This window comes from Streptomyces sp. NPDC002446 (genome assembly GCF_053595675.1).
The window spans coordinates 105612-118529 of record NZ_JBSFYC010000017.1; the positions used below are offsets into that span (position 1 = coordinate 105612).

Sequence of the window (12918 nt, forward strand, 5' to 3'; positions counted from 1 at the left end):
GTCAGGGGTGCGGGTAGATGTCGAGCTCGACGCTCTCGGGCAGCGCGTCCGCCCCGCGGACCTCACCGGGGTAGGCGAGCCGGACCCGGCGCAGCCGGCGCAGGCCGGCCAGGGAAGCGAGATCCAGCTCCGCGACCTGCGACAGATGGATCTCCTCCAGTCCCGGAAGGCGCAGCGCGATCCGCCGCAGCGGTACCGCCGAACCGGCCCTGGCCCGCACGTCCAGGTGGGTGACCTGGGGGATCTGGGTGCGCGGGGCGAACAGCAGCATGCTCAGCTGCTGCGGGGAGAGGGTCAGCTTGCGCAGATTCGGCAACTCCCCGATGAGCGAGCCCCATTCGTCGGGCGTCAGGCGCTCGCTCGCGTCCTGCAGCCGCAGCTCCTCAAGCCCCCGGCACGCCACGATGCCCCCCATCTGGGCCGCCGCCGGCGGCAGGGACAGCAGACGCAGCTCGGCGGCGCGCGGCAGGTCGGGCAGACCGCGCCAGGGCACCTCCGGCCCCACGAGGAGTCCCTCCAGCCGCGGGCAGTCCGCCAGCTTCAGCAGCGGCTCGAACTGGGGGAGATCCCGCAGCTCCAGTCGTTGCAGCCGCGGCAGCCGGGTCAGCGGCCCGGGGTCCTTCACATTCCGGCAGCCCTGCAGGACGAGCGTTTCGAGCCCGGGGTAGGCCAGGAGCAGATCGAGATCCTCCAGCTGCAGGGTGTTGCGCAGCCGCAGCTCGCGCAGCCGGCGCGGATCGAGCGCGGCGCGGATCTCCTCGGGGCTGAAGTCGCCGTGGACGCCCACCCGCTGGTACCCCGACATGGTGCGCAGGGCGTCCAGCTCGGCGCGGGAGCGCACCGTGACCGCCTCTTCCGGGGCGGCTTCGAGGAGGGGGCGCACGATCTCCTCGGCGTACACATCCGTGTCGAACCGGTCCCAGTGGCCCAGGAGCTGAGCGCGTACGGCGGGCTGGTCGGTCCTCAGGAACTCCCGGAGCCTCGGGATGGCGGCGTCCCCGCCGATCTGGCATATCGCGTGGACGGTGGCCAGCTCCTCGTCGCCCGCCAGATCCTTCGCCCGGGGCAGCAGGCCCAGCAGGAGCGGGCCGGTGCGCGCCAGCGACCTGGCCTCGCGCAGACTGCGCGGCGGGACCAGCCGCGCGGCCCGGTCCTCGATGGCCTCGCGCACCGTCGGCTCCAGGCGGGTGGCCTGCTCCAGCGAAGCGAGCGCGAGGAGCCGCAGCCTGGCCTGCACCGCGGCGTCCTTCTCCCGGTCGCCCCGCTCACGCAGACGGGTCAGCAGGTCGGCGCGCTCTTGGTGCCGGGCCTGTGCGACGGCCATTTGCACCACGTCCTCCCACTGGTCCAAATGTGCGTTGTTCACCAGCATGCCCATATCGCGTTCCTCCAGCACGGCCTTGGCGCCCAGAAAGTCCTGGAAGGTCCGGTGGATGAAGTCCACCGCGCCGGTGGCGGGTTCGCGCAGCAGTCCGGACCGCTCCAAGAGGAGCTGCAGCGTCTCCTCCGCCGTCCCGACCTCGGCGAGGCGCGGCACCGAGGGCTGCAGCCGCCGCACCACGTCCACCGCGTCCGGCCAGTCCAGCTGCGTACGCTCGTTGCGGATCAGCCAGTAGGCGAGCTTCTGGAGCGGCTCGGTGGCCGCCTTCTCGTCCAGCGCCGGCTTGCGGCGTCCGTACACCTCGCGCTCCAGGTCGCGGCGTTCCAGCAGCATGGAGAGCGCCGCCTCGTAGAGGGAGGCGCGGCCCTGGGGCAGAAAGCCGCGGCGTTCGCGGTGCAGTGCGCAGATCAGGCCGCACATCAGCGGGTTGGTCGCCAGCCGGCTCAGCTCGGGGCTGCTGCGCAGCGACAGCGTGAGCGATTCGCCGAGCTCCGCCGAGGCCCCCGCGGCCGTGTGCCAGCGCCGGATGAACTGCTTCATGTCGGCGGGCCGCATCGCGGTCAGCGCGAACTCCCGGAAGCCCTCGCGCCCCAGCCAGTTCCGTTCCAGGGCCGACGGCCGGGAGGTGAGCAGCCACAGATTGCCGGGGAAGACCGCCAGCAGCTTCCTGATCCAGGCCCGCGCCCGCGTCCGGTCGTCCTTGGGGATCTCGTCGGCGCCGTCGATCAGCAGCACACCGCGGCCGTGCTGCAGCACCCGCGCCGCCCACCCCTCGGGCTGGGTGCCCACCAGCGGACAGCCGATCCACCGCAGGAAGTCCTCGGGCATCGGCAGCTCGGCGTCCTTGCGCGCCAGGGTGCGCAGCGGCAGCACGAAGGGGACGCGTCCCAGCAGCTGCGACAGGCGGCCGGGCACCCGCTCCTGCTGCGCCGTGGTGAGCGCCAGCCACTGCACCAGGGTCGTCTTGCCGGTGCCCGCGACCCCGCGCAGCAGCACCCGGTCGTGGCTGGTGAGCACCGCGTCGGCGGGGCCCGCGGCCCGCTCGGCCTCCGCGTCCCGGTCGGTGCCCGGCTCGCCGTTCGCCACCGGAATCGGCTCGGACCCGGCGCGGTACGGCATGGCCTCCAGGCTCAGATACGCGGCCTCCAACGGCCAGTCCTGGCCGTCGGGTTCGCGTAAGTCGACGCCGTAGATCGTGAGCCGGCCGTGGCACTCGACGATGTAGCGCGCGTACTCCTCCTCGAACTGCGCGTCCTGCCGGCTGATGTCCGGCAGCCGCTGCAGAATTCGGTCCAGCTTCTCGCTCTGCTCGCGGATCTCGCGGCTCTGCTCGATCTGCGAGCGGGCCGCGAACCCTGGCTGCTGGCTGAAGAAGCGCACCAGATGGACGCAGGCCGTCTCCAGGAGCCGGTCGTGGAAGCGGGCGGCGTCGTCGCTCAGGAGCCGTCGCGTGCTGGGGCCCGCGCTCCGGGACAGCTCCGCGGCCAGCCGCTCCGGGCCGAGCGCGAAGGCCTGGACGTCGTCCATGTCGAGGTCGCCCAGCGCGTGCAGGGTGCGGGTCAGCGCCTGCCCGACGGCGTCGTGCTCGTCGGCGCCGACCGGCGGGTCGTGCGGCCCGGCGGCCCGCACGGCGCGGCGGACCAGCTCGCGGGCGAGCTTGTGCAGATCGTCCTCGGTGAGGGTGCGGTGCTCCTTGGCGAACGACACCAGCCGCCGGATCGGAATCGGACGGTCGCCGAACTCCGCCCCCGGCACCTTCGAGGGCGGCAGCAGCAGTCGCTTGAGCAGCGGTACGACCACCGACGACGCGATCCGCAGCCCCACCGTGCCGCCGTCCACAGCAGCCCTCCCTCACCAGCGCCGCGCACCCGAGCCGGGTCCGCGGCCCCCCGAACCGTCCTTCACCTTATCGGCGCACGCCCGTCTCGCGTCAGGGCGCGCGCACCGCCGCCGCGCTGCGCCCAGCGCCGCCGCACCTGTACTACGCCGGCCGTGCCGCGCCCGGTTCCCCCTGAGACCCACGCGAGGGTCTATTTTTCCTTCTGCTTCTCCTCGACGCCCAGCGAGATGAAGTCGTAGTCGCCGTATACGGCGGAGGTGTAGACGTTGGTCAGCCCGGGGCTGCGCCAGGTGACCTTCTTCGTGTAGACGAAGGGCAGGTAGTAGGCCGCCTTGGCGACTTGCTGGTTCACCCGCTTGTAGGAGGCGCCGGACGATTCCGGGTGGGTGAGGGCCGCGTCGAGGGCCTTGTCGACAACGGGATCGTCGACCTCGGCGACATTGACGTTGCCGCTCCGCCTGAGGGCGCGGCTGTCGGCCAGCGGCTGCCAGAACGTCTGCCCGGTGGGGAAGTCGGCGCCCCAGCGCCCGATGACGATGCCGTAGCCCTTCTGCTTCACGACGTTCGGCGAGCCGGTGATGTCGAGGATGCGCGCCCCGTCGACTTGATCGACCGTGGCCGTGATACCGGCCCTTTCCAGCGATTCCTGCAGGGACGTGGCGGCGTCCACCTCTGCCGGCACGTTGTTGCGCACCGCGATCTTCGTGGTGAATCCGTACGGCCGCCCGCAGTCCTTCAACTCCTTCTGCGCCTTGGTGATATCCGCCTTGCCGCCGTTCTCGCGCACGCCGTACGGGTCGAACGCGGCGTCCGAGCCCTGGAGTCCCGGCGGAGACAGATTCGGCGCGAGGTCACCGGCCGCGGGACCTCCGAGGGCGCTCTGCAGCGCCTTGCGGTCGGCCGCGTAGACGACGGCCTTGCGGCAGTGGACGTTGTCCATCGGTGCGACCGACTGCGGAAAGGCCGCGTAACGGACGGAGCCGGTAAGGGGATTGTCGAGGTTCTGCTTCTGTGCGGCAGTGCGCATCGCTTTGGCGCTGTTCGGCGGGCCGAGGCCTCCGGTGCCGAGGGCCAGGTGGTACTGGCCGGCAAGCAGGGCGGCGTCCGCGGCGTTCGCATCACTGAAGAAACTGACCGTGATCTTGTCCGGAAGCGCGGTGCGCAGGGGATCGGAGGGTTTCTTCCACTGCGTGTTGCGGACCAGCTCCAGCGATTTCTTCGGCGTGTAGGAACGGAACCGGTACGGACCGCTGGAGAACGGGAGGAGGCCGTACTTCGCTCTGGTGTCCTTCTCCCGCTTCACCGGCGAGGCCGCGACCATGGCCAGCAACTGCTCGAATTCGCCGTTGGGCCTGGGCAGTCGGAAGACGATGGTCCGCGGGTCGGGTGTCCGGATCGTCTTCAGCCCCGTTTCGTCCCGGGACTCGTCCTCGTACGGACCCTTGTAGGCGTGCTGCGGGTCGAGCGCCTGCTGGAGGTAGACCGGGCCACCGGGCAGGACGTCCTGCGCCCAGATCCGCTCGATGCCGTACTTGACGTCCTGGGACGTGAGGGGGGAGCCGTCCTCCCAGGTGACCCCCTTGCGCAGGGTGTAGGTGTAGGTCCGGCCGCCGTCGGAGACCTTGGCCCTGTCGGTCGCCAGATCCGGTGTGAGCGCGGTGCCCTTGGTTCCCGGCTTGGCCGCGTACGTCACCAGCTGGCGGGTGTAGTAGCGGGCGAAGTTCCATGCGGATCCGGTGTAGCTGCGCTGCGGATCCCAGGAGTCGGTGTCCGTGCCGGCGAACCTGAGCGTTCCGCCGGCGGCGGTCGATGCGTTGACCACGCCTTTGGTCGCGGCGTTGTACGTGGCGGCGCCGGTGCCGCCGCCGGTGCCGTCGGGCTCGTCCGGCAGCCAGTTGAGGACGGCCGGGACGCCCGCCACCAGCAGCACCGCCAGCGACGCCACCCCGATCGTGATCCGGGGCGAGCGGGCCCTGCGGAGGTACGGGGAGGAGGCCGTTGCGGGCCGCGGGTCCCCGGTGCCGGGCACGGGCCGCGGGGCCACGGCGGGCGGCGGCAGGACGGGGGCCCGGACGGGCTCCTCCTCCGCCGGGGCGGGAGGAGGCTCCGCCGCCGGGGCGGGACGAGGCTCCGGTGGGGCGGGACGAGGCTCCGGCGGGGCGGGAGGAGGGTCCGGCGGAGGCGGCGGTGCCTCGTGGTCCTGCGCGTCCCGTCCCCCGGGCAGGTGCGCGCGGTTGCGGACCAGCGCGATCAACCCGCCCGTGTTGCGGTTGCGCTGCTGGGGGAGCGGTCTGCCCTTGGCGGCCAGCGTGCCGTGCAGATGCCGGAACAGGGTGTGCATGTCCAGCAGCGGCGGACCGTCCTCGATGCCCTCGGACAGCAGCGTGATCAACTCGCCGGTGAAGGCGGTGAACTCCTCACCGGGAGGGGACAGCGCCGTGCGGGTCTCCGCGGAGGCCGCCATCAGGCAGGTGCCCTCGATGAGAGCGCGGTCGGCGACCTGATCGGTGCCGGACATCCCGCCCAGCAGCGCCCGGCCGCTGTAACAGCAGTCCAGAATCACCACCTTGCGCCGGGCCCTGATCCGCGGATCGAGCATCGCCCGGCGCACCCACTCGTACGGCAAGGCGCTGTAGAGCCGCCTCTGGTCCGAACCGGGCAGCGCCAGATACAGCTCGTCGCTGTACGGGTCGGTGAGACCGTGGCCCGCGTAGTAGACGACCAGGGTGTCCGTGGTCTGCAGGGCGACGCCGTGCAGGGTGTCGAGCACCGCCGCGGCGCTCGTCGGCTGGGACAGCAGGACGCAGTGCGCATCCGGCAGGCCCCACAGCGCCGCATCGGTGAACGCCCGCTTGAGCCCGGCCAGATTGCGTGCGACGGCGGGCAGGTCCGTCAGCTGCTCGTAATCGTGGACGCCGATCAGCAGCGCCCGCGAGGAGGCGGGGTCGGGCAGGGCCGTCACCGCTGCTGATCCGTCCCGGCTCCGCCGGCCGGTGCCTGCGGTTCGCCCAGGGCGTCGACGATGCGGCGTACGGTCTCCGGAGAGCCGTCCTCGACGGTGACCGTGACCCCGTCGCGTTCGATCCGTACGGCGGGAGCCGAGGGGCGGGCCGCCCGCCAGGTGGCGCACGCCACCGCCAGGCTGCCGAGGGCGATGCCGTGGGTGACCACCGCATTGATCACCTCGAAGGCGCCGCCCATCGCACCGGGCCGGGCCGGCCCCGTCCCCAGCGAGACCTCGGCCTGCTGTGCCACATCCGGATCCTGGATCAGCCAGCGGTACAACGACGCCAGGGAACCCGTCGCCGGCGTGAGCTCCGCGCCGTCCCCGTCCACGATGATCTCGACCCGCACCCTTGCGCCCTCCCCCGGGCCCGCAGCTCGCACGGGACCCCCAACAGGAGTGCCCATGCTAGCCAGTTGGCCAGGAGCGAGCAGCGTTTCTCCTGGGGCGGGCCGGGCCTGCCGGACCTGTCCGACGGTGCCGCCACCCGCCCCTGCGAGCCGGGCCGTTCGGGCCGTTGTGCCGTTCCCCGGCTACGGGATCAGGGAGTTGTACACCTCGGCCACCGTGGAGTCGAACGGCGGGGCCCCGAGTTCCTGGGCGGCGGGGTGGACCGACTGCTCCAGGAAGCGCCGGAACTGCTCCTCCGACTGCCATACCTCGATGACCTGCCAGCCGGTCGTCCGGCCGGGTGCCGCGACATGGGCGATGAGGCCGGCGGGCGGATTCGTACGGTCCGGGACCACCAGGTCGAAGGTCATCTGGTAGAGCGCCTGGCTCCAGTCCGCCCCCTCGTGGTGTACCAGCACTGCCATCTCGGTGCCTCTCTTCGGGTGTGCCCGTGGTCATGAGCGAAGGCGGCCTGCGCGTGAGGCTATCTCCGCGTGCGGGCGCCGGCGAGCGGTGGCGAGGGCTGCTGGGCCGTCCGGGGGAACGGGCGCTCACGCATCCGTCGGGGCGGCCGCGCGACGCCGGCGCGCCACCTGGCCCAGGACGAGGTCCACGGCCAGGAACCCCAGCAGGGAGCTGCCGAGCAGCGGCACCGCCCAGCCCACCGCCGCCACGACCAGCGCGAGCGGAACCAGCACGGGCAGCGGCACCTGCCGCCACGCCCCGCGCGGAACGGGACGTCCCAGGGAAAGGGCGCGGTCGCGGGTGGGGCGGCGCTGCCACCACATCCGGTATCCGCAGACGATCAGAAAGATCAGCGCGAGGGCGAGCAGGGCCAGGGCGATCTGGTTGGCGAGGCCGAACAGGGTGCCGCTGTGCAGGTCGATGCCGTAGCGGGTGAGTTTGGCCAGGAGCGGGTAGTCGGCGAATCGCGAGACGTCGGTGACCTCCCCCGTGGCCGGGGCCACGGCGACCGCGTCCTGCTTCTCGGGCCAGCTGCGCTGGACCTGCTTGACGACGTAGGCCGGGGCCTCGTCCGTCGGCAGCACGATCTCGACGGGGTCGGACAGCCCCTCGGCGCGGGCCGCCGCGAGCACCTTGTCGACGCCCACGTCCGAAGCCGCGGCAGCGCCCGGCTTCCCGCCCTCCGCGCCGTCCGTCCCCGGCATGCCGTGCGTCCCTGCCGCGCCGTGCCCGGCGTGGTCCGCGGCCACGGCCGTCGAGACGGTCGGGGTCGCCTGCCCCAGCGCCTCCCGGAACGCGTCGATGTGCCCACCGGCGTACGCGGACCAGGTCAGACCGGTGGCGGAGAGGAAGAACAGGCCGGTCGCCGCCCATACGCCGACCGCGCCGTGCCAGGTGAGCGTCTTGCGGCGCCCGGTGGCGGTACGGTCCGGCAGCGTGAGGGCCCGCAGCTTGCGCCGCGTACGCAGCGCCGCCCCCGTGCGGCCGATCCACAGCGCGAGGCCGCCCCCGGCGACCACCCACAGCCAGCTGGCGGCCAGTTCGCTGTAGAGCCGGCCGTTCTCGCCCAGATGAAGATCGCGGTGGAGACCGTCGAGCCAGGTGCGCAGCGGCAGCGCCCCGCCGGCGCCGTATGTCGCCAGTGCACCCCGGACGTCGCCGGTGTACGGGTCGACGAAGACGGCGAGCTGGCGGTCGTCGGGCATGCCCGGTACGCCGGAGAGCAGGACCCGGGTCGTCTCCCCGGGACGCGGGGCCGGGCGTACGGCGGCGAGCGTGCCGTCCGGGTGCGCCTCGCGGGCTTTGGCGACCTGTTGTGACAGCGGCAGCTCGCCGGTGCCGACGGGAACGCTCAACTCATGTGCGTAGACGAGCTTCTCCGCCTGGAACGAGGCGGCGTACAGCAGCCCGGTGAGAGCGCTGACGAGGAGGAACGGCGCGATGAGCACACCGGCGTAGAAGTGCAGGCGCAGCACCAGCGGGCGGAGGGCCGCCCATCCGGTCCGCCGGGCCGGCGTCCGCTGCTCGCCGGGGTCGACGACGGTGTCCGGGGCCTCGCCGGCCTCGTCTGTTGCCAGGGGTTCTTCCGTGGGCACGCGGGTGTCCCTCCGTTCGGCGTGGTCTCGAAGGTGACGCGGCACCGGCCCGCTGCCGTGCCGTTCAGGCAGTCGGACGCGGTGAGTGATGAGTTCCGGAAGCGGCATGTGATCTGAGTCACATCTGCGTTCGCCGGGGCGCATGGCGGCGCAAATGCGCCCTGCGCTCACCCTCCCGGAGTGTCCGAAGGGGATGGCACGATGTCCGCCATGACGCCCGGGTCGGTTTTACGCGCCGTACGCACCGCGGTGTTCGCGGTCGTGTGCGTGACGACCGCGGCCCTGGGGCACGCCCTGATGTCCGCGCGGCCGCTGCCCTGGTGGGCGCTGGGCGCCGCGTTCGGCGTCACGGGCGCGGTGGCGTGGTGGCTCGCCGGGCGGGAACGCGGCGCCCCGGCCGTCATCGGTGCCACGGTCGTCGCCCAGCTCGGGCTGCACTCCCTGTTCGGCCTGGCGCAGGCGTCGACTCCCACGGTGATGCGCGGTGTGCACGGCGCGGCGCACATGGCCGACATGGCTCATCTGTCCGCCGTCTCCAGCGGTTTGGGTCCGGGTGCGGGCATGGGAATCGGCCAGATGGAGTTGGCTCGTTCCGGCCATGGGTCGCTCGGTATGTTCCTCGCCCATGCCGTGGCCGCGCTGGTGTGCGGGGTGTGGCTGTGGCGCGGCGAGACCGCCGCGTGCCGGCTCGCCCGCAGTGTGGCCGCGGTGCTGTTCGCGCCGCTGCTGCTGGTCCTGACGGCGCTGGTCCTGACCGGCCGGACGCTGCCCGCCCGCCCGGTGGCCGACGGCGGCCGTCCGGTACGTCTGCGCGGGGTGCGCCTGCAGTACACCGTCTCCCGCAGGGGTCCACCGGCGCCCTCGCCCTGCTGCTGACCGCCCGTCACGAGTTCGGTGACGCGCGGAGTACCGGCGTGACCGCGCGGCCGTCCCCCTCACTCCTGGTGAGCTCTGCCGCTTCCCGCGCCGGCCTCTGGCCATACGGCCCTCCGGCCTGCCCGCGGACGGACGTGCGCGCACGCACCCCCCTTGCGCCGTGCGCCTGTTGACCTCGCTCCGGCCTGCGCGCGGGCGCGCGGAGTGCCGCTCACCGACGGGGGCGTGCCATGCCTCGGTGCGGCCCCGCACCTCCGAAGGACGTGTGGCGATGATTCCTGCCCATGCCGGTACGGCCCGTGGCGAGCGGACCGCCGTCGACGACGCGCAGCTGACCGCCTTGGCGCTGGCCGCGCGGGGTGGCGACCCCGATGCCGTCGAGCGCTTCATACGCGCCTCCCACCGCGATGTATGGCGATTCGTCGCCTACTTGAGCGGCGATGCGAACGGGGCCGACGATCTGGCCCAGGAGACTTGTCTGCGTGCCCTCACCGGCCTGCCGAGGTTCGCCGGGCGCTCCTCCGCCCGTACCTGGTTGCTGTCCATCGCCCGCCGGGTGGTGGTCGACCGCCACCGCTCCGCCGCGGCCCGCCCGCGCATCGCCGACGTCGACGACTGGCAGGCGGCCGCGGAACACCGGCAGCCGAGCGGGCTGCCGGGATTCGACGACGGCCTGGCGCTGGGCGAGCTGCTCGACGCGCTCGACGGCGAGCGCCGCGAGGCGTTCGTCCTCACCCAGCTCGTCGGGATGTCCTACGAGGACGCCGCGGCGGTGGTCGGCTGCCCCGTCGGCACCGTGCGCTCCCGGGTGGCCCGCGCCCGCGCCGACCTCGCCGGCTGGCTGAGGTCCGCCGAGGCCTCCGCCCGGAGCGCGCGCGGAGCTGTGGCCTAGCCGGTTCGCCTGTTGGAGGGCGGGGTGTCGCCCGTCCGCGGCCGGTCGCGGGCGTGGCGACCACGGAGAGACACTAATGGAAATGACATCCATTACTGAACTCGGTTAGGGTGAGGGCCGCGGATCGATGCCGAGGAGGGCGAGGAGGAGCTGTGCCGCCGGCGATGTTGCAGGTACGGAAGACCGTCCATGCGCTCGTGACCCTGATCTCGGGGGCGGGGGAGTGAGGGCGGGGGCGGGGTGATGCCGGGACCGGGTGTGTTCACAGGTTGTTAACCCGCCGCCGCCAGCACCTCGTTAAACTTATGAACGGACATTGGCCGAGTATGGCCGTCAACATCCATACCGTACGACCCGTTGTGCAGCCCGACTCTCTGTGAGGAGCCGAGTAGTGACACGAGCCAGAACGGTCCAGGCGCTCCTGGGGATGCTGACCGCTGCCCTGCTGGTCCTGCAGCTGTTCGCGCAGGGGGCCCGGGGCGCACAGGCCCACGCGGCCGAACCCACGGGCCTCAAGGCGCAGGCCGTGGCATGCGAACACTCCCCGGCGCCGGCCAAGGCGACCGAGCACCACGGCACCACTCGCAACCGTCTGAATCCCGAGGGTCTGCCCGACCCGTCGGCGGGCTTTGACGCACCGTCGCCCCTCGCCGTCCCCGCCATCGCCGCTCCGGACTTCTCCGGTGCCGTACGGGACGGCGACCGCGAAGCATCGGGCGGCAGATCTGCCGCCGCCCTCCAGGTCTTCCGCTGCTGACCGGAACGCAGCGCGCGCCGCAGTCTTGGAGACCGCGTCGCCGGTGGCCGTCCACGTAGGCGGCCCGGTTTTCCGGTCCACGTACCTGGTTCAGGAGCACGGTCCAGGTGCCCGGCCAGGCACTTCCGGCAGGCGTCCCGGCATGCGCGCGCTCGCTCAGCACACGTCACCGCTTTCACCTTCCGCGTCATTCCGACGCATCCACGTCACACCGACGCGCCCGAGGGCGCTCAGGAGGCACCCTTACATGAAGCACCTCATCGACCATGCCCGCTCGTTCCCGCAAGGGACCGCAGAGCGGCCCGAGGAGTTGAGCCGACTCGCGGACGGGCAGTCACCGCACGCGCTGTTCATCACCTGCTCGGACTCCCGGGTCATTCCGTCCCTGATCACCGGAGCGCGCCCCGGCGAGCTCTTCGAGCTGCGCACGGCGGGCAACATCGTGCCGCGCCACGGCGGGGCCCACCCCGCCGGCGAGGTGGCCACCATCGAGTACGCGGTGGAGGTCCTCGGCGTCAGCGACATCATCGTGTGCGGGCACTCGCACTGCGGCGCGGTGGGCGCGCTGGTGCGGGGCGACGACCTGGCGGCGGTACCCGCCGTCCGCGACTGGCTCGGGCACGCCACACCGCTGCCGGACGGCACGGACTCCACCGCCCCCGATGTCGCCGAGGCGGTGCAGACCCACGTCCTGGACCAGCTCGACCGGCTGCGTGCCTACCCGTGCATCGCCGCGCGGCTGGCCGACGGACGGCTGAGCCTGCACGGCTGGTACTACGAGATCCACACCGGTTCCGTGCTGGCCCACCAGCCGCACGCCGACGCCTTCCGCGCGCTGTGAGCGCGCCCAGCCGGCAGCGGTCGGCCCTCCTCGGCCTCCGCAAGAAGGCCGGATCCTTCGATCTGCGGCGGGACTTCGCCGCCTCCCTCGTGGTCTTCCTCGTCGCCCTGCCGCTGTGCGTGGGCGTGGCCGTCGCCTCCGGCGTGCCGGCCGAACTCGGCCTGGTCACCGGCATCGTCGGCGGTCTGCTCACCGGTCTGCTGCCGGGCAGCAGCCTGCAGGTCTCCGGTCCGGCCGCCGGACTGACGGTGCTGGTCTACGAGGCGGTGCAGGAGTTCGGCCTGGCGGCGCTCGGCGTGCTGGTGCTCGCCGCGGGGCTGCTCCAGCTGCTGATGGGCGCGCTGCGGCTCGGCCGCTGGTTCCGGGCCATCTCCGTCGCGGTCGTCGAGGGCATGCTCGCCGGGATCGGCCTGGTGCTGATCGCCGGTCAGCTGTACTCCATGGCCGACACCAAGGCCCCGTCCAGCGGTCTGGAGAAGATCGCCGGGCTGCCCGGGATGCTCGTCCACACGATGGGTTCCGGCACCGCGCTGACGGCCTTCGGGCTGGGCGCGGGCACCATCGCGGTGCTGGTGCTGTGGAAGAAGCTGCCGAAGGCCGTGCAGATCGTTCCCGCGCCGCTGGCCGCCGTCGCGCTGGCGACCGCCGCCTCGGTGGTCCTCCGGCTGCCCGTGGCGAAGGTCGAGGTGAAGGGACTCCTGGGTGCCATCCAGCCGCCGGGCCTGAGCGACTTCGGCCAGCTCGCCGGCGTGGGTGCCCTCGGCACCGTGCTCGCGTTCGCGCTGATCGCGTCGGCGGAGTCGCTGTTCAGCGCGGCCGCGGTGGACCGGCTGCACGACGGGCCGAAGACCGACTACGACAAGGAGCTGATGGCGCA

Annotated in this window: 10 protein-coding genes; 5 read left to right on the plus strand and 5 right to left on the minus strand. The window is 72.6% G+C overall.

Going from position 1 to position 12918, the window contains the following annotated elements; genetic code table 11:
- Position 1: 1 nt before the first annotated feature.
- The 5 genes from ACWD6P_RS13100 to ACWD6P_RS13120 form a co-directional block, all read right to left on the minus strand.
- Complete coding sequence (locus ACWD6P_RS13100; RefSeq protein WP_451444139.1) at positions 2 to 3220, minus strand: NACHT domain-containing protein; 3219 nt, start codon at positions 3218 to 3220, stop codon at positions 2 to 4.
- A gap of 191 nt (positions 3221 to 3411) precedes the next feature.
- The gene (locus tag ACWD6P_RS13105) at positions 3412 to 6183 is read right to left on the minus strand and encodes a caspase, EACC1-associated type (protein ID WP_451444140.1); all 2772 of its coding nucleotides are present in this window, start codon (positions 6181 to 6183) and stop codon (positions 3412 to 3414) included.
- The gene (locus tag ACWD6P_RS13110; protein WP_451444141.1) at positions 6180 to 6575 is read right to left on the minus strand and encodes an effector-associated constant component EACC1; all 396 of its coding nucleotides are present in this window, start codon (positions 6573 to 6575) and stop codon (positions 6180 to 6182) included. Before ACWD6P_RS13110 ends, ACWD6P_RS13105 begins: the two co-directional genes overlap by 4 nt.
- Before the next feature lie 183 nt (positions 6576 to 6758).
- On the minus strand, positions 6759 to 7040 hold the full coding sequence (locus tag ACWD6P_RS13115; protein ID WP_451444142.1) for a hypothetical protein: 282 nt from the start codon (positions 7038 to 7040) through the stop codon (positions 6759 to 6761).
- A gap of 126 nt (positions 7041 to 7166) precedes the next feature.
- A complete protein-coding gene (locus ACWD6P_RS13120) occupies positions 7167 to 8675 on the minus strand; it encodes a PepSY-associated TM helix domain-containing protein (protein ID WP_451444143.1) in 1509 nt (502 codons plus the stop codon).
- Between the two features lie 180 nt (positions 8676 to 8855).
- Here ACWD6P_RS13120 and ACWD6P_RS13125 point away from each other — a divergent pair, with 180 nt between their 5' ends.
- The 5 genes from ACWD6P_RS13125 to ACWD6P_RS13145 all read left to right on the plus strand — a co-directional run.
- Positions 8856 to 9551, plus strand: a complete 696-nt coding sequence (locus ACWD6P_RS13125) for a hypothetical protein (RefSeq protein WP_451444144.1) — start codon at positions 8856 to 8858, stop codon at positions 9549 to 9551.
- 271 nt (positions 9552 to 9822) lie between these two features.
- Positions 9823 to 10443, plus strand: coding sequence for a sigma-70 family RNA polymerase sigma factor (locus ACWD6P_RS13130; protein WP_451444145.1), 621 nt, complete (start codon positions 9823 to 9825; stop codon positions 10441 to 10443).
- Between the two features lie 391 nt (positions 10444 to 10834).
- On the plus strand, positions 10835 to 11200 hold the full coding sequence (locus ACWD6P_RS13135; protein ID WP_451444146.1) for a hypothetical protein: 366 nt from the start codon (positions 10835 to 10837) through the stop codon (positions 11198 to 11200).
- Between the two features lie 247 nt (positions 11201 to 11447).
- Positions 11448 to 12041: a carbonic anhydrase gene (locus ACWD6P_RS13140; RefSeq protein ID WP_451444147.1), complete on the plus strand. Its 594-nt coding sequence runs from the start codon at positions 11448 to 11450 to the stop codon at positions 12039 to 12041.
- Between the two features lie 62 nt (positions 12042 to 12103).
- Positions 12104 to 12918 (plus strand): SulP family inorganic anion transporter (locus tag ACWD6P_RS13145; protein ID WP_451444152.1); only part of this gene is annotated, 815 nt, incomplete at its 3' end.